Source organism: Seonamhaeicola sp., assembly GCF_028281565.1.
In the GTDB taxonomy this organism is placed as follows: domain Bacteria; phylum Bacteroidota; class Bacteroidia; order Flavobacteriales; family Flavobacteriaceae; genus Seonamhaeicola.
In genome coordinates this window covers 176,704-199,637 of sequence record NZ_JANQJQ010000013.1, presented here as the reverse complement: position 1 = coordinate 199,637, position 22,934 = coordinate 176,704, and the positions used below count along the sequence as shown (strand labels likewise).

Genomic DNA, 22,934 nt, shown 5'->3' with positions numbered 1-22,934 from the left:
TTATAAGGTGGAGGGTAAACAGCAAATATCATGGGTGGTACAACCTTAGAAGATTCTAACGGCAGAGTAAGCAACATAATTGCTGTTGATGTTAAAGCTTCAAATGGTGTTATACATGCAATCGATAAGGTTGTTTTACCACCTCTACCTTAAGATATTAAGAAACTCTTGTTAGTTTGATTAGTTAGTTGGTTAGTTCGTAGACATAGAATACATTAATAGCTATCTCTCTCTCACTATTAAAATTGTCTATGAAAAAGGAAGGCTCCCTATCTCAGGGAGCTTTTTTGTTGTATCTTGATTTGGGTGTAAAATCTTTTTCTTCTTTTAACTTCCCGTTTTCGTAGTATTTCCAGATACCATGTTTTTTTCCATGTTTGTAACGTCCTTCCGCAATTAATTCACCTTTAGGGTTATAATACTTAGATACACCGTGTAATTCGTCATTTACATAAATAAAATGTTTCAGAACTACATTTTTTAGAGAGTACCAAATAGATTCGCCTTCCAGCTTCCCATCGATATAATTTTGCTTTTCGGCTACCTGGCCATTAGGATAATACACAAAACGTTCGCCATCAAGATTACCATTTTGATTATACGTTTCCAAAGTCATTATCTTATCAGAATCCTTATGGTAATATTTCCAGGCTCCCATGTACTTTTTACCATGCATCTTCCCTTCACTGATTAACTTTCCTCTGGAAGAAAAAAACTTAACTACAGCCATATTATCCTTTTCATTAAAAACCTTAGAAGCAGTTAAAACCGCCTTCCCTTTAATGTTCTTGAAAAATTTAAAGGTCCCTGTTTCTTTACCATGGTTGAATTGTCCTTCGTACCGCAGTACTTTGGTTCCCTCAAAATGTTTCTTCCAGATACCATGGCGCTTTCCGTTTTCATCAAACTGATTTATAGTTTGCGCCGAAAGTGAAAAAAAACTAAATAAAATTATAATCAGATGCAATTGTTTCATAAAACAAACTTAAATGGTCAAAATTTTACTTTGATTGTGAATAGCAAAATATAAACGAAAAATAGCTTTTCAAATTGTATCTAACAAAAAAGCTGCCATTTTTAGTGACTCAGTAACAGTCTCTGTTGGCAGCTTTAACCCTTCCGTCTTTCAGTTTTCTTAAACTGAAAGCCACCTTCCCTTTTAAAGGGAAGGATTTGATTTATTTTTTATCGCTTTCTTTTTTGTTGTGCCTGCTTTTGTTTTTCAGCCTGCTCCATCATTTCCTGCATTCTGGCCTGAAAACGACTTTGTTTCTTTGGCTTCTTCTTATTCTCCTGGATCTGAGCATGGATCTTATCTTCATCAAGAATATAATTCTTAATTACCAAAATAATACCAATACTGATCAAGTTTGAAATGAAATAATACAAACTCAACCCGGAGGCATAGTTATTAAAGAAGAACAACATCATAATTGGCGAGAAATACATCATGTACTTCATCATTTTAGCCATATCCGGCATACCTTCCTGCTGTGGCTGGGTTTGCATGTTCTGCCCGGTGGTCAAACGCATATAGAAGAAAATAGCGATTGAAGCCAATAATGGAAATAAACTGACGTGATCCCCATAAAATGGAATATTAAATGGAAGATTTGCTACGGTATCATAAGACGATAAATCGTCCGCCCACAAGAAACTTTCCTGTCTTAGATCAAAAGCCGATGGAAAGAACTGGAATAACGCATAAAATACCGGTAACTGAATTAATGCCGGTAAACAACCTGACAACGGACTAGCTCCCGCCTTAGTCTGTAACGCCATGGTTTCCTGTTGTGCTTTCATTTTATTGTCTTTGTACTTCTCTCGTATGGCATCTAACTCAGGCTTTAAAATCTTCATTTTAGCCTGTGACAAGAATTGTTTATACTGTACAAAAGACAAACATATTTTTACCAAAATGGTCATTACAACAATAGCAATACCGTAAGGCATAAGGCCACCTAAGAAACTAAACAACGGCATAAACAGGTAGCGGTTGATCCAACCAAAAATACCCCAACCCAATGGTACCATTTCATCCAGGTTTCGGTTGTAAGCGTTCAGTGTTCTGAACTCACTTGGCCCGTAATACCAATTCATATTATAGTTCAGTTCCCCTCCTTTTAGTTCTAAAGGCATTTTAGAAGTGAACTTTTTCGTGTAAACCGTATCAACCGCTTCGTCTTCAACTAAGTTTTCAGATGTGATTTGAGCGGTTTTAAAAGCGGTGTCTGTTAATAAAATAGACGAGAAAAAGTGCTGCTTATACCCTATCCAGGTAACATCATTTAGGGTTTCATCGGCATCGCGCATACCGGTATAATCATCCTTACCGCCCTCATATTCATAATGGATATCGGTATAACGGTTTTCATATGAAATACTTTTTGCATGGCGATAGCCTTTGTGTTTCCAATCTAAATTGATCTGTTGCGAACTATTAAATACGTCATCCAAACCTTGAGAGCGAATGGTGAAATCCATCATATAATCACCATCTTTTAAATCATATCGATATTCTAAAAATTTGCTCTCAGAAACCTTCAGTTTCATAGAAACTACTGTTCCACCGTCATTTTTGGTAATTGTAGGTTCAAAATATAGATCCTGGGTATTCAGAATTCTGCTATCGGTTGTTCCGAAATTAATATTGAAAGCGGTGTTGTTATCTTTTACCAAATATATGGGTTGGTCTCTAAAATCTACAAATTCCTTTAATCTGACTTCTGAAAGATGCCCGCCTTTATTACTAAACTTTAACGCCAACAAATCACTTTCTACAACCGTTTCTTCATCGGAGGCTTTTAAAGCAGAGTATGCAAAAGCTCCCAGTTTATTTGTCAGAGCAACTTGTTGAAGTGAATCAACATCGGAGCCAATGGCATAATCTGTTGTTGTTGTCACTTTAGTTTGCTCCTGTGCTTTGGCCTTCTGTTCAGCTTCTACCTGTTCCTGCTTCACCTTTTCCTGTGCTTCAAGCTCTTCAGGTGTTGGCTGGTTCTGCCACAGCATGTAAGCCAAAATTCCGAAAATAAGCACAAAGCCTATAATCGAATTTATATCTAACTTTTTTTCTTCCATATTTTAGTTAATGTCATTCTGAATGAAATGAAGAACCTCAATGAGATATTTCGCTTTGCTCAATATGACAAAATATTATTTATTATAAAGTTTAATAGATAATCAAAAAACTATCCAATTTTAATTTTGTGCCATACTGACACCCTTTTGCTTGCTTTTATATTTTAAGGCAGCCTTAACAAACGCCACAAATAATGGATGCGGATTAGCAACCGTACTCTTATATTCAGGATGATACTGTACACCAACAAACCAGAGATGTTCAGGTATTTCAACAATCTCCACCAAACCGGTATCTGGATTGAGTCCGGTAGCAATCATACCTTTTTCTTCCATTTGTGATTTATAATCACCGTTAAATTCATAACGATGCCTGTGACGTTCTTCAATGGATTCTACCTTGTAAATATCTCTTACTAAACTGCCTATTTTCAAATCGCATGCCCAGGCTCCTAAACGCATGGTACCACCTTTGTCTGTAATAGATTTTTGTTCTTCCATCAAATCAATAACAGCATTATTGGTTTCCGTATTCATTTCTGTAGAATCAGCATCTTGAATACCCAGAACATTTCTCGCAAACTCAATGACTGCCATTTGCATACCCAAACAAATTCCTAAAAACGGAATATTATTTTCACGTACAAATCTAACGGCGTCAATTTTACCTTCAATACCACGCTCTCCAAAACCGGGTGCTACTAAAACTCCATCTAAATGCGATAACTTCACTTCAATATTGTCACTATTCAAATATTCCGAATGAATAGACTCTACCTTCACCTTAACTTCATTAGCCGCACCGGCATGAATAAAGGCTTCCAAAATAGATTTATAAGAATCCTGAAGCTCCACATACTTACCAATAAGTCCGATAGTTACTTCTGTCTTTGGGTTTTTATGACGCGTTACAAACTCATTCCACCTCATCATATCAGGTTTTGAGCTTTTCAAGTTTAGTTTTTCTAAAACAACTTTATCAAGCCCCTCTTCCAACATTAAATTTGGAACATCATAAATCGTTGAGGCATCAATAGACTGAATAACAGATTCCTGTGTAACGTTACAGAATAAGGCTAATTTTCGTTTTAAATCATTAGGTAAATTGTGCTCGGTTCTACACACCAGTACATCCGCTTGAATTCCACTTTCCATCAACGTTTTAACACTGTGTTGCGTTGGTTTGGTTTTTAACTCTCCGGCAGCGGATAAATAAGGTACTAATGTTAGATGCACTACAATACCATTATGTTCCCCCAAATCCCAACGTAATTGACGTACGGCTTCTATATATGGTAACGATTCAATATCACCTACAGTTCCACCAATTTCCGTAATCACAATATCATAATCGCCAGACTTTCCCAAAATCTGAATGCGATGTTTTATTTCATCCGTAATATGGGGAACTACCTGCACCGTTTTTCCTAAAAACTCACCGCGTCTTTCTTTCTGAATAACACTTTGGTAAATACGTCCGGTAGTTACATTATTTGCCTGACTTGTAGGGACGTTTAAAAAGCGCTCATAATGTCCTAAGTCCAAATCGGTTTCCGCACCATCTTCGGTTACATAGCATTCCCCATGTTCATAAGGGTTTAGTGTTCCCGGATCCACATTGATGTAAGGATCCAGTTTCTGAATGGTAACCCGGTAACCCTGAGACTGTAATAGTTTAGCAAGAGAGGCTGCTATGATACCTTTTCCTAAAGAAGATGTAACTCCACCGGTTACAAAAATGTATTTTGTACTTGTCATGTTGCGCTTATAAACGCAGGCAAATTTACAAAATTAAAATAGTTATTACTGAATAAGTTTTTAGTATTTTAGGGCTAGTTTTCAACAAAACGTAAACAGCTACCACATTATGAAAAACTGCCTGATCAAACTTGTTATAGGCTCTTTACTTTTAATTTCAAGTTGTTCAAAACCTACTATTGAAAAGTTACCGAACATAGTTATAATCTACGCAGACGATATGGGGTATGGCGACCTTAATTGTCAAAACCCAAACTCTAAAATCCCCACACCAAATTTAGATAGACTTGCCAATGAAGGGATGCGTTTTACAGATGCGCACAGTTCTTCCGGCATTTGTTCACCAAGTAGGTTTTCACTGCTTACGGGCGTGCACCATTGGCGCAGGCAACACGGTATTGTAAATAGTTTTGGCAAACCGTTTTTTAAAGATTCGGATGTCACCTTACCACAGATTTTAAAAACCAAAAACTACACCACCGCCTGTATAGGAAAATGGCATTTAGGATGGAATTGGGAATTTAAAAACGACCCTTCGGGCGAAGTATTGCAATGGCAAAAATTGCGGAAATTTTATAAACCGGAAGACATAGAATTCAACAAACCTATTACCGGTGGCCCATTAGATAGAGGTTTTGATTATTATTTTGGCGACGGCACCATTAATTTTCCACCCTATGCCTGGGTTGAAAACGATCGTATTATTGAAACGCCAACAGAGGTTATGGACGTTCATAATATTGGTTTTGAAGTCAAGGAAGGCGCATGGGAATTCCGTCCCGGACCGAAAGTAAAGGGGTGGAATCCTTACAAAGTGCTGCCTACTCTTACAGAGAAAACCGTAGCATGGATCAATCGGCAAGATGATAAACACCCTTTCTTTTTATATTTTGCATTACCATCACCGCATGCGCCTATAATTCCGAATGATGAATTTGATGGAAAATCAAAAGCAGGTGCGTATGGTGATTTTATGTACCAATCCGACTGGGTTGTTGGTCAAGTCATAAAGGCACTAAAAGATAAAGGTTTTGAAGAAAACACCATAGTCATTTTCAGTGCTGATAACGGTCCTGAAAGGTATGCTTTTACCAGGGCTGAAACACATGACCACTTCAGCATGGGCGATTTTAGAGGATTAAAGCGGGATGTTTGGGAAGGTGGTCATCATGTCCCATTTATTATTAGATGGCCTGAAAAAATAGACCCCGGCACCGTTTCTGATGCCCTAATATCTCAAACAGATATGATGGCAACCATTGCTAATATAACTAATATTGAACTCCCTGAGAATGCAGCTCCCGATAGTTTTAATCAATTACCGGTTTTGTTGGGAGAAAACACCACCGTTAGAACCGATATGGTACACAATACGTATGAAGGCATCTGGGGTATGAGACATGGTGACTGGTTGTATATTAACAAACCCACCGGACAACATACTAAAATGCCCGAAAGCTTTAAAAACCTCAGAAAATATGAAGATTTTGACACGGAAGGTTTACTTTTTAATATGAAAGAAGACCCTGAGCAGCGTATCAATCTTTTTGAAAAACACCCGGATAAAGTTGACACTTTAAAAGCCCTATTACAGCAATACAAAACTGATGGCTACAGCGTAAAAATATAGTAATTAATGACTAAAACAAAACCTTACCAAGACTATGAACTTTAAAAGTTTATTAATTCTTTGCCTGATTTCATTTTATGGTCTCCAAACAGATGCACAAAATCGTATTATAGGCTCTGAATTCTATATACATCTTGAGCAAATAGATGGCATATGGTGGTTATTAGTAAATGCAGATGGTGAAAAGTTTATTTCAACGGGAATGAACCATATGGCCGATTACATAAGGTTTGCACCTCATAATCATGATTTTTGGTCAGAAAAATTTGGAGGTGATATACTTTCTAACGATAAAGTTAACTGGCATGCGGAGCATGCCATTAAAAAATGGATGGATCAGACTGCTAAAGATCATAAAGATTATCATTTTAATACCATAGCTTTTCATCGTCCCATGCAATTACCCGATGTATATTTCAATGAACTTGGGATATATTATTTAGGAAAAATAAAAACGGCCCAAATTCACGCTAATCGAGTTAGAAAATTAGGTGTTAAATTCCCGGATGTATTTAGTGCCGAGTTTAAAAAGCATGCTGAAAGCGTTTCTAAAAATTACTGTTCCAAGCATAAAGGCAGTAAATACTTAATTGGCTATACTTATGATGATTTACCAAGCTATTCCTTTGAAGTTTATAATAAAAGGCTAAAATATTCCAAAAAGGACAAAAATGGTTTGGAATTTCATCCATGGGTTTTAGACCTCATCAATGTTGACCAAATGACAGCCGGCAAACAGGTTTGGATCGACATTTTAAAAGAACACTATAGTTCTCCACAGCATGTTGCTTTAAATTATAATCTAAACGCTTACAGCTGGAAGGAAATTGCACAAATTTCTAACTGGAAAAGACCTGATAATATTGAAAAATGGATAGCAGACCAGACAGAGATGAGTAAAAGAATCATTGAAAAATGGCATCAGATAAATCGAGACGCTATTTTAAAGTATGATCCTAATCATCTCATTTTGGGTGATAAAATTAGTTGTCATGGCAACGGTCATCCGGATTGGGTTTATGAAATTGCCGGAAAATATGTGGATGTATTGCTTATCCAGGACTTTGAATTTTTTAAACCATCCCATGTTAAAAAACTGAACCGTTTTTATAAACTCTCCGGAAAGCCTATTTTAAATGGTGATCACGCCTATGGATATACAACTCCTGAAATGGAAAAAGCTAAAGGTATACCTGTTGAAAGCCATGCAGCTATTGGGGAAGAATATACCACCTATTTAAAAGGTATCATGAACCTGCCATATATGGTTGGTTGGTTATACTGCGGTTATTTGGAACAATGGAAAGGCGGTAACTTGGATAATACAGGGAAACAGCAAACCGGTATGTTTGACCCATTTGGAAATCCAAGAAGTGACGCCTTGGAACAGGTGAAAAAGGCTAATAAAGAAGCTATTTTATGGCATGAAAATGCGGGTAAAAATGATCTTGAATTTTCAAAAAGAAATCTAAAATACTAAGTATATTTATAAACTATTTAAAACAAAAATCAACACAACTAAACTAATGAAGACATTTATCACATTTTTAAGTATCGCTGTGCTTGCAACGTCCTGTAACAATAGCAAAACAACAGAAGACACAGCCCCTATTGAAGCACAATACACAGAAGCCGATTACGATTTTTTGGCCATTGGCAATCCGGAAAAAATGAGTGCCGCATCAAAAAGAGCCCTAAGAAATAACTACCATAAAAATGAAGAGTGGTTCGGGAAGTTCAACGACCATCCTTTAAAGGGTGACGTTGGCTATGAAAAAGGCGTTATTAGACGAGATCCCACGATGGTAATTAAAGTGGATGGTCTATACTATACCTGGTATTCAAAATCTACGGGAGCAACCTATGGCTTTGGAACCGGTGATCCTGACAAAAAAGTATTCCCCTGGGATAAAACAGAAATATGGTATGCCACTTCCAAAGATGGATGGGACTGGAAAGAAGAAGGATTGGCAGTAACATTCGGACCAAAAGGTGCCTATGATGACCGCTCAGTTTTTACGCCGGAAATTTTAGCTCATCAAGGGAAATATTATCTGGTGTATCAATGCATTAAAGCACCTTATGTAAATCGTTCTTTCAATACGGTAGGTATGTCCGTAGCTGACAATCCCCGGGGCCCATGGAAGCGCCTGGAAGCCCCCATTTTAGAGGCTGCTCAGGATGGTGAATGGCTTGGAGAAGAAGACAATCGTTTCGCCGTAAAATCACAAGGAAGCTTTGATAGTCAGAAAGTTCATGACCCCACATTGCTTTACTACAGAGATCAGTTCTACCTGTATTACAAAGGCGAGCGCATGGGAGAACGAAATACTGCCGGTGGACGTGAAATACGTTGGGGGGTTGCTATCGCCGATAACATTGAAGGGCCTTACATTAAATCTGAATACAACCCGATCACACACAGTGGACATGAGCTTTGTGTCTGGCCATACAAAGGTGGCATAGCCATGGCATCCTCAGCAGATGGTCCGGAAAGGCAAACACTGCAATATGCACCCGATGGTATTAATTTCGAAATTATGTCTTATGTAAACTGGGTACCAACGGCTATGGGACTGGTAACTGATTTAGACAATGACAAGCACCCGACAGAAGCACTGAGCTGGGGCTTACACCACAAAACAAAAGTTTATCCCGGTGAAACATGGTGGACCGGAGATAATTACCTGTCACGGTTCAGCTTTTCCAGAAACAGGAATACCAAAGCAGAATTTGCAGAGAGTAAAAAAGAATAGTTATGCGCTATTTTTCTTTTCTATGCATACTGGTTTTGAGCTACTGTTTACCGGCTCAAAACAAGCCCGTAAAGTTTAAAAACCCCATAGTACCGGGATTTCATTCAGATCCTTCAATTTGTAGAGTTGGTGACACCTATTATATGACACATCCTACATTAGAATGGTTTCCTGCATTACCCATTATGCGTAGTAAAGATTTAGTGAATTGGGAAAAAATCGGACATGCCATTCATAGGGTTGATCAAATTAATTTTCCAGATGGATTAGATAATTCTTTGGGTATGTTTGCCCCTAGCATAAGATACCACAATGGTACTTTCTATGTTATATGTACCTGTGTGGGATGTAAAGGTAATTTCTTTGTTACAGCTACAAATCCGAAAGGCCCCTGGTCTGATCCGATATGGATTAAGGGAGCAATTGGTATAGATCCCACATTGTTTTGGGATGATGACGGCACTTGTTACTTTCTGGCTGCCGGAATTGTGAATGGTGCTAACGGAAAGTGGCCCGGTATAAACGGGATTTATATGCAGAAAATTAATCTCCAAACCGGAGAACTAATTGGAGAAGCAAAACAACTAACACACGGACATGCCTCAAACGCCCGATGGACAGAAGGCCCCAGGTTATTTAAAATTGATGGAGAATACCTGTTAATGGTTGCCGAAGGCGGAACTAATGAGAATCATGCTATTACTGTCTTTAATAGTAAAAGCATATGGGGGCCTTATATTCCAAATCATGCTAATCCGGTTCTAACTCACAGACATCTTAATTATACCCACCCTATTGTAAAAACGGGGCATGGTGATTTGGTTCAAACGCAACATGGAGATTGGTGGGGTGTATTGCATGCTAAAAGACCAATTGATGGTTATTCGATATTATGTCGCGAAACTTTCCTGGCAAGGGTTCAAATGACAAAACAGGAATCTGGCATCACACCTATTTACAATCCTGGAATAGGACTACTTCAGTTGGAACAAGAACGCCCTGATTTAACTTGGACACCGGTTCCCAAATTAACAGAAAGAGATCATTTTGATAATGATAAACTTGGTTTAGAATGGATTTGTTTGCGCTCTCCTATTGAAAAATGGCATCAGTTAGAAAATGGGAAATTAAAACTTAAATTAAGAGAACAGGTCATTGATAGTTTAGGGAATCCGTCTTTTTGGGCACAACGTATTCGTTCTCACAATTTTGAAATAGGAACAAAATTGTCTTTTCAAACTAAAAAAGACAATGAAAGTGCAGGATTAGTGGTTTACAGAAAATCAAGCACCCATTATCAATTAATGAAACAAAAGAATAAAATAGCCTTAATAAAAACCGTAGCTCTTAAGGAAATAGGAACGGAATCAGCCAAAGAAGTTATAGCTACCATTCCTTATTCTAAAAAAGAAGTTTGTCTTAAAGTGACAGGTAAAGGTTTGGATTTACAATTTTATTATGGTGAATCTGAAACTAAAATGAAACCAATTGGAGACATACAAGATTTTTCCATTGTAAGTGATGAAGTTGCAGGTAGATTTAACGGCACAGTTGCAGGGATATATGCAACGTCTAATGGACAAAAAAGTGCTAATTGGGCTTATTTCGATTGGTTTGAAAACAAAAATATAATTGAATAAAGTATTTAAAGAATGAAGAAGTTTGTAGCAGCAATATTGTTGAGTTTTTTGGTCGGACAAGTAACGGCACAGAATGCTCCAAAAAACTTTAAAAACCCTATTCTTCCGGGGTTTTATCCCGATCCATCCATTTGTAGGGTTGGAGACACTTATTATATGGTGAACTCGAGTTTTGAATGGTATCCGGGGTTACCCATTCATCGCAGTAAGGATCTGGTGAATTGGGAAAAGATCGGATACGGTTTGCACCGTCCGGATCAAATTGTGTATAAAGACGGATTGGATAATTCGCTCGGCATATTTGCACCTTCCATTCGATATCATAACGGTACGTTTTACATCATTACCACCATGGTGGGGCAAAAAGGGAATTTTATCATTACTGCCAAAGATCCTGCCGGCCCCTGGAGTGATCCTATGTGGATTGAAAATGCTCCGGGCATAGACCCATCACTGTTTTGGGATGAAGATGGACGTTGTTATTATACCGGTGCGGGAGTTGTAGATGGAACTCAAAAAGAATGGCCGGGAAAAAATGGTGTTTGGATGCAGGAAATAGATCCGGATAAAGGAATATTAATCGGTGAAAAAAAGCAGCTCACTTATGGGCATGCTTCCAATGCACGTTGGGCGGAGGGGCCGCATTTATACAAAATTAACGGAGACTATCTGTTGCTAATTGGAGAAGGTGGTACTGGCGAATATCACGCCGTCACTGTTTTTAATAGTAAGAACCTTTGGGGGCCTTATATTCCCAATCATGCCAATCCGGTCATGACGCACCGGCATTTAGGACAAACGCATGTTATTGGACAAACCGGTCATGCCGATTTAGTTCAAACGCAAAACGGGGATTGGTGGAGCGTTATGTTAGCAAAAAGAAAAGTAGACGGTTATATTACTTTGGCACGCGAAACGTTTTTAGCAAAAGTGCTCATGACCGAGCAAGAATCGGGTATAACCCCCATATTTAACCCAGGCATAGGATTGTTACAATTTGAGCAGGAACGCCCGGATTTATCCTGGACACCCGTTTCTAAGGTTAAAGAACATGATGATTTTAGCGGAGAAACACTAGACCTGGAATGGAACTTTCTGCGCTCGCCCCGGTCAAAATGGTACGAGTTAAAAGATGGGGAATTAGAGATTCAACTACGCCCTGAAACGGTTACCGAATTGGTAAATCCTTCATTCATTGCTAGAAGAACACGGCATCATAATTATACGGCAAGTACTAAGCTTAACTTTAAAACGAATAAAGACAATGAAAAAGCCGGGTTAGTTATTTACCGAAGACATGGCAATAATTATCAGCTACTTAAAGGCAAAAATAGCATTGTTTTGATTAAAGCTTTTCAGGAAGGCAATAAAGGCAACTTTGAACCACAAATCATAGCAAACATACCTTATAAAAATAAAGAGGTAGTATTAAAAGCTAAAGTAGAAGGTATTAAAGTGCAATTCTTTTATGGCGAAGATAAAAACAGTTTAAAGCCTATTGGAGACATTCAGGATTACACCTTGATTTCCGACGAAGTTGCCCAAAGGTTTAACGGTGTTTATACCGGAATTTATGCTACTTCCACAGGACAAAGAAGCAGACGGATTGCAACGTTTGATTGGTTTGTTATGAAAGGTGATTAAACTTTATTGTAATATTTTATGCAATGAAATTTAGACTGGTATTAGTATCACTACTCTCTATTCAATTTGCTTTTGCTCAAATTCAAGATTCAGTTCAAAGTCATGAGGTCGAAATTGATGGATGGAAATCTTATTTTGATGAGGATAAAGAAGAGGCTTACCTTAAATTTAAAAGGGCATTAGAGCTAGATTCTACTAATGTTTTAGCAAAAATTGGTTTATTCAATTCGAAAAATGAACATGAGCTGACTGATAAAGATTTTGAGTTGACTAACAGGCTCCAAAAAAAAGAAGGTTATAACAACATAATGTTTAGACTAATGATGTTAAATCAAGTTAATAAGGAGTTGCATGATTCAATCAAAAAAATGAGGAATAAATACGATGATGATTATATCAAGTTTAAAGCTTCTTTAACTGATTCCGAATTTAAAATTTTTGATGAGAAAGGGAATATTAGACGTACAGGTAATTTCAAAAACAGAAAACCATATGGAACATGGAAAGTTTTTGGATATAAAAACAAGTTACATCACTCCTATTCATTTACAACAACTAGTGACACCGTTATTGTAAACTACTATAAAGCCGATGGAGACATCGTTAAAAAAGAATGGATTATTGGAAATCCCTTTACCAATAACAGTAAAAAAATAAAGGAGCTTATTTTTTGGCAAGAAAATCCTGGAAAAGAACCCAAATACTTATTTGTATCCAAAGAAGGCTTTAAAATTTTTGATAGTGAGAACCCTGTTAAATTTGGTAAGACAACACCTGATAATTTTATCCACAGAATATGGAACCCTGATAAAAAAGAATTGGAAGTTGTCATCTGGAAAAACGGAAAACAAGAACCCTATGAGTTATGTGAATATGATGGGACAGTAACTAGTGAAACAGTTGACGGAGTAAAAAAAACTTTCCGCTGGAAAGACTGTAAAAAAATATTAATTGAAGAATAACTTTTTTTGCAGCAATAATCCTATTCTTTTAATATTAATCACCCCTCAATACATATCTGCTATTCCCTTTCAAAAACCTAACCCCAACCTCCCCAACTCAAATTTTAACTCATTTTTCTGAAACATTTCACGTTGTGTTCCGTCTTCTTAAAAAATAATTAGAAGAAAAATGCAATAGATCTGAAAAGTTGCGTCTTTATAATTGAAGCGCCTATAAAAAGTGCCTTTAAATGAATCATCAATCAGAAAACAGTAAAAAGCTTAATGAGTTTTTTAACGAGGAATACACGTCTCTTAAAACTTACGTAGGCTCTAAACTTAAGTCAAGCATCTATTGGGAGCCCGAAGACATCGTGCAGGATGTGGCTTTAAAATTGTTTGCAGGCGCCGATAGATATTCACCCATAAATAATGTAGCCGGTTTTGTATACAGAGCCATAAAAAATAAGGTTATTGATGTTATGAGAGCCGGAAGCAAACAAATGATAAATGATAAAAATCAAAATGAAGAAAAGTTAGCAATACTGGCTGAATCACTGTATGAAACCACTGAAAGCGAACACACTGAAGAGATGAAAGACACCCTTAAAAAAGCCATCATAGACCTGAAGCCACCGTACAGGGATATTATTATAGCCATTGATTTTGAAGGCTATACTTATAAAGAAATAGAAGCAGAAACCGGTATTCCTATGGGAACTTTGATGTCCAGACGCCATAGAGCCATTTCGCTCTTGTACAAAACATTAAAATCTAAAAAAGAAATTATTAATTAAAAAAACACCAACATGTCAAATTACTTTAAACATAAAATGCGTGGTAAGTCTCCGGGAGAGATTGCCGGAATGATCATTTTCGGAATTATTGCCATAACAGGACTAGCCATATTATTCGGTTTTATTATCATGTGGCTATGGAATTGGTTAATGCCTATGATTTTCGGACTTACAACACTCACTTTCTGGGAAGCTGTCGGGGTCTTTATTCTCTTTAAAATATTACTTGGCGGATGTAATTTCGGAAGCGATAGTTCCTCAAAAAAATCAAAATCAAAATGCAAAAAAGATCGTAAAGGTGACTTTTCCAAATGGCAGCATTACGATGATTTCTGGAAAGAAGAAGGCAATAAAGCCTATGAAGCCTATATAGAGCGTGTAACTACTAAAGATGAAGACCATGATTAGTCCGTTTTACCAAAGTCGAAAAAAGGGTGTTAAAATCCATATACTTAAAACCAATATTGAAACCAAACTAGCCATTAATACCATAAAGCTACTCTTTAATGCTCATCCGGGAATTTATAAATGGTCTGTAGACCTTGAAGACATTGATAAGGTTCTAAGGGTTGAAACCAACCATATGCTAAGTAAAGAAGATATTATTGACCAGGTTAAAGCCAGAGGTATTTATTGTGAAGAATTGGTCTGACTTTATTTGTTGATCCTAATAAATTACCTGCTATTTTTTGTAAATTTAATTTTTTGTAAAACCAAAAGAAATCGTAACCCGGACCATAGTGGCACACCTGTAAATGAGAAACAAAAACTATTTACTCATTCTTTTACTAGTCATCGGATTATTTTATGGTCTGAATAGTTGTAAGGATAAAAACCGTCACTCAATAGTATCACCTGTTTCCAAGGAAGCTGTTTTATCTCCCAAATTACTTAATAGCGAAAGAATTAAAATGGCATTTGGAAGTTATGGTATAGACGTTCTTAAAAAGAATTCAAAATTAAGGGTCTCTAACCTGTATAGCTTACATGATGACAAGAAAATAACAAGAACTTTTGCTGTGGTTCGCTATCCGGAGCGTATAGATAGTATGTTCTTAAAAGAACATACAAAGATATTAGACGGTGAATCTATAGGACGTGTTTTTAAGGAAGGCCAATGGAAAATTGAAAAGCAACCTTTTCTTTTCGGAGCGATATCTGCCTCACCTGATTATGTAAAAGTATATAACCTTATGGGACACATAATGCCTTCCGAATTAGCCATATATATCTATGGATTCAATGTAAAAAAAGGTGACAAAAGCTATCATTATGCCACCATTTCAGAGGTTTATCACCCGGATTATCTTACTTTGACCGATTTGAAAACAATCTATCCGGATGCAAAAAACTACTTAAACAATGCTTCCTTTACCCAAACATTAAACCAGGTGAAAAAGGAAATGAAAGCTAATTAAAACAATGCCGTTTGTCCATCATCTGTACTTGTGGTATTCTCATCAGCTGAGTTTTCGGCAGATACTTCGGTTTCGTCAATAACTTCCAGATCATCAGCGTGTACTTCCTCGGGAGCTTCATATGGTAACGGATCCAATAAATTAATTTGATTCACCTTATCTTTAGTTAATTGATTGCCCAGAGCATTTATCCCTTTAATCGCTATAAACTCTTCCAGGTTTATTTCCAAATTATCTTTTCGATCTTTACCCCGTTCCTTGGCAAAAACTACCTCCGCCATAGGCCTCCAATCGGTTGATACAATTTCCAATTGCGAATCAGGAGCCTCAGAAATAAAAGATTCAACCCTATTCTCATTTTCAATTAAAAAACGCTTCACGTAATAGATCCCTTTGTCACCATGAAAATAAATAGCTGAGATCGGTTTTTTAGGGATCCATTTTTCCAGGACGATCATGTCATCATCAAAATGCATAGTGACTTCAGGAGTGACTGTCTTAGCAATCCCCTTTTGATTAATGATCAACAACTTATCTTCGCCTCTGAACTCCCCAATCAATTCACCACGTCCATCAACATTTAAACGTTGCACCGTATCATCAAACCAGATTTTTCGTGGCTTTAAAGTAGACACCCCTTTTTCCTTTAATTCAATACGTTTTACGGAATACTTGGTTACCAAATTTCCTTTAGATACACGGCCTTTTATTAAAATATCGGCAAAGTCAATATCCCATTTTAATTTTTTAATGCTACCTGCCTGCCTTAAATTAACAGAAACTATTTCTGCTTCTCCATTAGGGTTTGCTGAAAAATAAAGCACTAGAGAGCCTTTGTTTCCGTTGGTTAGATCATATTCCCTGTCACGCGTGATTGCTGTAACCGCAAATCGTTTTATATAAGACGGACCACGCGTTCCATCCCGATAGATCATATTATAAATAGTCCGTTTATCCTTCTTCTTAAATACCGCCACATGGATGATATCTTTACCGACAAAGATTTTTGTGTCCACTTTGGTCACCATCATTTTACCGGTTTTGGTAAATACAATGATATCATCAATATCACTGCAATCACCAACGTATTCGTCACGTCTAAGTGAAGTCCCTATGAAGCCTTCTGCCCTGTTCACATAAAGCTTGGTATTTCTGATAACTACCTTGGTGGCATCTACATCGTCAAAGGTGCGGATTTCCGTTTTACGTTCACGCCCTTCACCATAATCCTTTTTAAGCCTGGTGAAATACGCTATGGCATAATCAATAAGGTTTTCAAGATTATACTTTACCTCAGCAATTTGTTCCTCTAAAGCTTCAATTTTTTGTTGTGCTTTATCAATATCAAATTTTGAAATACGCTTGATCCGGATCTCTGTTAAACGTACAATATCATCTTCCGTAATGGCACGCTTTAAATGTTTAATATGCGGCTGTAACCCTTTATCAATAGCACTTATAACACCTTCCCAGGTTTCCTCTTCTTCGATGTCCCGGTAAATTCTATTTTCAATAAAAATACGCTCTAAAGAAGCAAAATGCCATTGTTCTTCAAGTTCACCAAGCTTTATTTCCAGCTCTTGTTTTAATAGCTGAACGGTGTTATCGGTAGAACGACGAAGCATTTCGGAAACCCCTATGAATAGTGGTTTATTTTCCTCAATCACACATCCTAAAGGCGAAATTGACGATTCACAATTTGTAAATGCATACAGCGCATCTATGGTTTTATCCGGTGACAGACCGGATGGTAAATGCACTAAAATTTCAACTTCGGCTGCTGTATTGTCCTCTATCTTTTTGATCTTGATCTTCCCTTTATCATTAGCCTTTAATATGGAGTCAATTAGAGAAGATGTCGTTGTACCATATGGTAATTCAGTAATTACCAACGTATTTTTATCTAATTGAGAAATTTTGGCCCGTACACGAACCTTTCCACCTCTGTTACCATCATTATAGTTTGAAAAGTCGGCTATTCCTGCCGTTGGAAAATCAGGTAAAATAGTAAAACGCTTTCCTTGCAGATGCTTGACGGAAGCATCAATGAGTTCGATGAAATTGTGTGGTAGAATTTTAGTTGATAATCCAACAGCAATCCCTTCACCTCCTTGAGCCAAAAGTAACGGAAACATCACCGGAAGGTTTACCGGCTCTTTTCTACGCCCGTCATAACTGGCCTGCCATTCCGTAATTTTAGGATTATAAACTACATCTAAAGCAAACTTGGATAAACGTGCCTCAATATATCTGGAGGCCGCAGCACTGTCTCCTGTTAAAATATTTCCCCAGTTTCCCTGGGTGTCAATGAGCAGGTCTTTTTGCCCGATCTGTACCATCGCATCAGCAATACTGGCATCACCGTGTGGATGGTATTGCATGGTATGCCCCACAATGTTTGCCACTTTGTTATAGCGTCCATCATCCAGGTCTTTCATAGAATGCATGATCCGACGCTGTACCGGTTTAAAACCATCTTCAATGGCCGGAACCGCACGTTCTAAAATAACATAGGAAGCATAGTCTAAAAACCAGTCTTTGTACATGCCCGTAACACGGGTTATGGTTTCCTGGGGCTCTTCGTTTTGTTCATTCGTTAAATCGTCGTTTTCTTCTTCTACCATACTTTGTCATTCCTGCGAAGGCAGGAATCTTATTAATTTATTATGGATTCCGCATCAAGTGCGGAATGACAGTTCCTTTTAATTTACTAATCTATCTATTACGATACTTCACTTTATTAAAAGTACCCACTTCTAACTTGAGGTCACAAATTGTGACCTCCAATTTTTCAATTCTAAATACTACCCATTAGTACTCATCTGCACCTCTATTTCTCCTCTATCAAATCCATCTCCACCTTTAAATTGTCAATAATAAACTCTTGTCGTGTTGGCGTATTTTTACCCATATAGAAAGACAACAGTTCGTCTATAGACATATTATCATCAAGCATGACCGGATCTAACCGCATATCCTCGCCTATAAAATGCTTGAATTCGTCTGGTGATATTTCCCCTAGCCCCTTAAATCGCGTAATCTCAGGTTTTGGTTTTAATTTTTCAATAGCATTGACGCGTTCTTCTTCCGTATAGCAATAAATGGTTTCCTTTTTATTTCGAACTCTAAACAATGGTGTTTGTAAGATATACAAATGCCCTTCTTTAATCACTTCAGGGAAGAATTGTAAAAAGAACGTGATCAATAACAAACGGATATGCATCCCGTCAACATCAGCATCTGTAGCAATTACGACATTGTTATAACGCAGATCTTCAAGAGATTCCTCAATATTTAAAGCAGCCTGCAACAGGTTAAATTCCTCGTTTTCGTAAACGATCTTTTTGGTTAGACCATAACAGTTCAATGGCTTTCCTTTTAAACTGAATACTGCCTGGGTATTTACATCACGTGACTTGGTAATACTACCGGAAGCCGAGTCTCCCTCTGTAATAAACAAAGTGGTTTCCAGGTTTCGTTCATTTTTAGTATCACCAAAATGAACACGACAATCGCGCAGTTTTTTATTATGTAGACTTGCTTTTTTAGCTCTGTCTCTCGCCAGCTTACGAATGCCTGACAGTTCCTTTCGTTCCCGTTCTGCCTGAAGGATTTTCTTCTGAATCTTTTCAGCGGTATCCGGGGTTTTATGCAGATAATTATCGAGATTGGTCTTTACAAAATCATTGATATAAGTACGAACCGTTGGATAGTCTCCTCCCATATCGGTAGACCCAAGCTTTGTTTTGGTCTGACTTTCAAAAACCGGCTCCATTACTTTAATAGCAATGGCACTGATGATAGATTTTCTAATATCGGAAGCATCGTAATTCTTACCATAATACTCTCGAATGGTCTTAACAATAGCCTCTCTGAAAGCGTTTAAATGCGTGCCTCCCTGGGTGGTGTTTTGACCGTTAACAAACGAATGGTATTCCTCACTGTATTGTGTCTTACTGTGTGTAATAGCTACTTCAATATCATCACCTCTTAAATGAATGATTGGGTATAATAAATCATTTTCATTGGTGTTTTCAGACAGTAAATCTTTTAATCCATTTTCACTAAAATACTTTTCACCGTTATAGACTATGGTTAATCCCGGGTTGAGATACACATAGTTTTTCAGCATTTTTACTATATATTCACTTCTGAACTTATAGTTTTTGAAAATGGTTTCATCAGGAATGAACGATACTTTGGTTCCTTTTCTCCTGGAAGTGTCGTCCAGCATTTCCTTATTGGTAAGCTCACCTTTTTCAAACTCTGCTGAAGCGGATTTCCCATCCCTGGTAGATTCAACCCTGAAATAGTTTGAAAGCGCATTGACCGCCTTGGTACCAACCCCATTTAGTCCAACTGATTTTTTAAAGGCTTTGGTATCGTATTTACCTCCGGTATTCATTTTGGAAACTACATCTACCACCTTACCTAGCGGAATACCACGCCCATAATCGCGTACAATCACCTTATTTCCCTGAATGGAGATATCTATGGTTTTTCCGGCCCCCATCACAAACTCATCAATAGAGTTATCCAGAACCTCTTTTAACAGAATGTAAATACCATCGTCCGGAGACGAACCGTCACCCAACTTACCAATATACATTCCGGGACGCATACGGATATGCTCTTTCCAGTCTAACGAACGTATATTTTCCTCAGTATAGTTGGATTGTACTGCCATAAAATAGTGTGAAATTTAATGATGGAACGCTAATATAAGACAACGTCTTAAAAAATAAAACAGCTTCTATACAAAGTAATTAACAATAAAACGTGAATATTGTTGAGAACTATAGCGCCTTATTTTTTCCTGTTTTTAAAGATACCAATAAAATACCAACTATAACTACCAAAGCCCCAAATAGTTGCAAGAGGGTTAGTTTTTCGTTTAAGAATATAGCAGCCAGAATGATAGTTGATATGGGGCCTATGCCCGCAATCACCGCAAAATTTGATGAATTGATCATCTCAATGGAAGCCGAAACCAAATATGAGGGAATAACCGTCGCAAAAATAGCTATCAAAAAGCCTAAAAAATAGACCTGCCAGGGGAGATTAAAAATACTGGCTTCGGTTGTCAAACTGTAATGAATAAATACACAAAAACAGGACACCAACATGGCATACGATGTAAACTTTACGACACCAAACTTTGGGATCAGCCAACCGCTACCTACCAAATAAGAGGCGTAAGCAATGGCACTGAGAATGATGAAAAAGCCTCCTAAATAGGTATCGCTTCCGGAAATGCTAACTTCATCGCCAAAAGCGATGATGATCCCCAAATACGTTAAAGCAATGGCGCCGGCCTGAATTTTGGTAATGGGTTTCTTCAAAAATATTTTGTTTAAGAGCAAGACAATGGTAGGGTACAAAAATAAGATGATGCGTTCTAAACTAGCCTTGATGTATGTTAATCCAATAAAATCAAAATAACTGGCCAGGTAATAGCCCACAATCCCAAATATAATGACCCAATAGTAGTCCTTAGCAGTGATTTCATCACTATAGTTTTTATTTCGATATACATAAGCCACAACCACATAAAACGGAAAGGCAAAAATCATACGCAGTAGTAAAACACTAACGGGATCAACTTCATACCGGTACGCCAGCTTTACCATAACCGCTTTGGAAGAAAACAGAACGATCCCCAATATTCCTAAGATAATACCGTAAATAAAGGTCCTGGTTGGTTTTTGCATAAAGCGAAGGTAAAAGACCCTTATTTTAGTAAAAGCCGTTTTTAATGAAGATTACGATGTTCAGTAACAGTTTTCAGTCACAGTCGCAGTTAGCAGTTATGCCGTCATTGTAAGGATTGCGATAGTTATCGGAAGACGTAACAATCTCCTGGTTAAATAAGGGAAGTGATTCTTACGTTTTTCAATTAAAACTCAGAACGACGCAAAAAATAATTAGCATTGGGAGTTTACTCCTTTGTAATTTAAAAACTTTGAGCCTTTGCGCCTTAGCGAGAAGATTTGAGTCTTCAGTTGCAGTTTGCAGTACTCAGTATGCAGTCACAGTTGACAGTCTCAGTTTGGAATTTAGATGTTGGAATTTGCAACCATAGCTTCTAAAGTCTAACAACTAAAGACTATCGACTGGAAACCAGCTCTAAACATTAAAAAGGAAATGCATCACATCACCATCTTTAACAGTGTAATTCTTTCCTTCAACACGCATTTTGCCGGCTTCTTTTACTTTGGCTTCACTTCCGTAAGACACATAATCATCATATCCGATCACCTCAGCACGGATAAAGCCTTTTTCAAAATCGGTATGAATAACACCGGCTGCCTGGGGCGCAGATGCTCCGATATCAACCGTCCAGGCACGTACCTCTTTTTGTCCTGCTGTAAAATACGTTTGTTGGTTTAACAACTTATAGGCGGCGCGAATTAATTTTGAAGAACCCGGTTCATCCAATCCAATATCTTCCAAAAACATTTGGCGTTCCTCGTAATCTTCCAATTCATTGATATCAGCTTCCGTACCTACAGCCAATACCAGGACTTCGGCATGTTCATCTTTAACAGCTTCTTTTACCTGCTCAACAAAGTCATTTCCGGTGACTGCAGCACTTTCATCTACATTGCAAACATATAGTACCGGTTTATCAGTTATAAACTGTAAAGGTTTTACATAATCAGCATAATCTTCATCACTGAATTCCAAAGCTCTTACCGAAGTCCCTGATTCCAAACCTTCTTTTATTTTTAACAAAACAGCTTCTTCTGCCTGAGCTTCTTTATTTCCGGTTTTTGCGGCACGTTTTACCTTGTCCAGCTTTTTTTCGGTAGTCTCTAAATCTTTTAACTGCAATTCCATATCAATGGTTTCTTTATCCCTAATGGGGTCTACACTACCATCAACATGTACAATATTATCGTTATTAAAACAACGCAATACGTGAAGAATAGCATCAGTTTCACGAATATTGCCTAAGAACTGATTTCCTAATCCTTCGCCTTTACTGGCTCCTTTCACCAGACCGGCAATATCTACAATCTCAACGGTTGCAGGAATAACACGTTCCGGGTTTACCAGGCTTTCTAACTTCTCTAATCTTGGGTCCGGTACATTTACCACCCCAATATTAGGTTCAATGGTACAAAACGGAAAGTTAGCACTTTGCGCTTTGGCATTTGACAAACAATTAAATAAGGTTGATTTCCCTACATTTGGTAATCCTACAATTCCTGCTTTCATCAAAATTTTCTTTTTGTCATTCCCACTAAGGCGGAAATCTATTTTTGC

General features: G+C 37.5%; 18 protein-coding genes. 11 read left to right on the top strand and 7 right to left on the bottom strand.

All coding sequences use genetic code 11. The features are described from left to right. Window positions 1–30 precede the first annotated feature (30 nt). Window positions 31–153, top strand: coding sequence for a fasciclin domain-containing protein (locus Q0983_RS06280; protein WP_299550346.1), 123 nt, complete (start codon window positions 31–33; stop codon window positions 151–153). Between the two features lie 121 nt (window positions 154–274). Here Q0983_RS06280 and Q0983_RS06275 read toward each other — a convergent pair whose 3' ends face one another. The 3 genes from Q0983_RS06275 to Q0983_RS06265 form a co-directional block, all read right to left on the bottom strand. Continuing rightward, the gene (locus tag Q0983_RS06275) at window positions 275–976 is read right to left on the bottom strand and encodes a toxin-antitoxin system YwqK family antitoxin (RefSeq protein ID WP_299550344.1); all 702 of its coding nucleotides are present in this window, start codon (window positions 974–976) and stop codon (window positions 275–277) included. Window positions 977–1,185: 209 nt separating this feature from the next. Beyond that, entirely contained in the window at window positions 1,186–3,081 is a 1,896-nt protein-coding gene (gene yidC / locus Q0983_RS06270; protein WP_299550342.1) for a membrane protein insertase YidC, read from the bottom strand. A gap of 120 nt (window positions 3,082–3,201) precedes the next feature. Continuing rightward, window positions 3,202–4,839, bottom strand: coding sequence for a CTP synthase (locus tag Q0983_RS06265; protein WP_299550340.1), 1,638 nt, complete (start codon window positions 4,837–4,839; stop codon window positions 3,202–3,204). 109 nt (window positions 4,840–4,948) lie between these two features. Between Q0983_RS06265 and Q0983_RS06260 the strand changes: the two genes are divergently transcribed. The 10 genes from Q0983_RS06260 to Q0983_RS06215 all read left to right on the top strand — a co-directional run bounded on the left by Q0983_RS06260 (window position 4,949) and on the right by Q0983_RS06215 (window position 15,665). Continuing rightward, window positions 4,949–6,469, top strand: coding sequence for an arylsulfatase (locus Q0983_RS06260; protein WP_299550338.1), 1,521 nt, complete (start codon window positions 4,949–4,951; stop codon window positions 6,467–6,469). 34 nt (window positions 6,470–6,503) lie between these two features. After that, window positions 6,504–7,949: a hypothetical protein gene (locus tag Q0983_RS06255; RefSeq protein ID WP_299550336.1), complete on the top strand. Its 1,446-nt coding sequence runs from the start codon at window positions 6,504–6,506 to the stop codon at window positions 7,947–7,949. 46 nt (window positions 7,950–7,995) lie between these two features. Then, window positions 7,996–9,225 carry a glycosyl hydrolase gene (locus Q0983_RS06250; protein ID WP_299550334.1) on the top strand — a complete coding sequence of 410 codons (1,230 nt, stop codon included), beginning with the start codon at window positions 7,996–7,998 and terminating at the stop codon, window positions 9,223–9,225. A gap of 2 nt (window positions 9,226–9,227) precedes the next feature. Continuing rightward, window positions 9,228–10,865, top strand: coding sequence for a glycoside hydrolase family 43 protein (locus Q0983_RS06245; protein WP_299550332.1), 1,638 nt, complete (start codon window positions 9,228–9,230; stop codon window positions 10,863–10,865). A gap of 12 nt (window positions 10,866–10,877) precedes the next feature. Continuing rightward, a complete protein-coding gene (locus Q0983_RS06240) occupies window positions 10,878–12,509 on the top strand; it encodes a glycoside hydrolase family 43 protein (RefSeq protein ID WP_299550330.1) in 1,632 nt (543 codons plus the stop codon). 23 nt (window positions 12,510–12,532) lie between these two features. After that, window positions 12,533–13,471, top strand: a complete 939-nt coding sequence (locus Q0983_RS06235; RefSeq protein WP_299550328.1) for a hypothetical protein — start codon at window positions 12,533–12,535, stop codon at window positions 13,469–13,471. Window positions 13,472–13,701: 230 nt separating this feature from the next. Then, entirely contained in the window at window positions 13,702–14,247 is a 546-nt protein-coding gene (locus Q0983_RS06230; RefSeq protein ID WP_299550326.1) for an RNA polymerase sigma factor, read from the top strand. A gap of 12 nt (window positions 14,248–14,259) precedes the next feature. Next, the gene (locus Q0983_RS06225) at window positions 14,260–14,655 is read left to right on the top strand and encodes a hypothetical protein (RefSeq protein ID WP_299550324.1); all 396 of its coding nucleotides are present in this window, start codon (window positions 14,260–14,262) and stop codon (window positions 14,653–14,655) included. Then, on the top strand, window positions 14,648–14,899 hold the full coding sequence (locus tag Q0983_RS06220; RefSeq protein ID WP_299550322.1) for a hypothetical protein: 252 nt from the start codon (window positions 14,648–14,650) through the stop codon (window positions 14,897–14,899). The genes Q0983_RS06225 and Q0983_RS06220 overlap by 8 nt, the downstream gene beginning before the upstream one ends. A 103-nt stretch (window positions 14,900–15,002) precedes the next feature. Beyond that, on the top strand, window positions 15,003–15,665 hold the full coding sequence (locus Q0983_RS06215; RefSeq protein ID WP_299550320.1) for a hypothetical protein: 663 nt from the start codon (window positions 15,003–15,005) through the stop codon (window positions 15,663–15,665). Here Q0983_RS06215 and Q0983_RS06210 read toward each other — a convergent pair. From Q0983_RS06210 to ychF, 4 genes are all read right to left on the bottom strand, one after another. Continuing rightward, window positions 15,662–18,289, bottom strand: coding sequence for a DNA gyrase/topoisomerase IV subunit A (locus Q0983_RS06210; protein ID WP_299550318.1), 2,628 nt, complete (start codon window positions 18,287–18,289; stop codon window positions 15,662–15,664). The two genes, Q0983_RS06215 and Q0983_RS06210, sit on opposite strands and share 4 nt — an antisense overlap. Window positions 18,290–18,495: 206 nt before the next feature. Continuing rightward, entirely contained in the window at window positions 18,496–20,352 is a 1,857-nt protein-coding gene (locus Q0983_RS06205; RefSeq protein WP_299550316.1) for a DNA topoisomerase IV subunit B, read from the bottom strand. A 109-nt stretch (window positions 20,353–20,461) separates the two neighbouring features. Then, window positions 20,462–21,376, bottom strand: coding sequence for a DMT family transporter (locus Q0983_RS06200; RefSeq protein ID WP_299550314.1), 915 nt, complete (start codon window positions 21,374–21,376; stop codon window positions 20,462–20,464). Between the two features lie 415 nt (window positions 21,377–21,791). Then, window positions 21,792–22,886, bottom strand: coding sequence for a redox-regulated ATPase YchF (gene ychF / locus Q0983_RS06195; RefSeq protein WP_299550312.1), 1,095 nt, complete (start codon window positions 22,884–22,886; stop codon window positions 21,792–21,794). Window positions 22,887–22,934 lie beyond the last annotated feature (48 nt).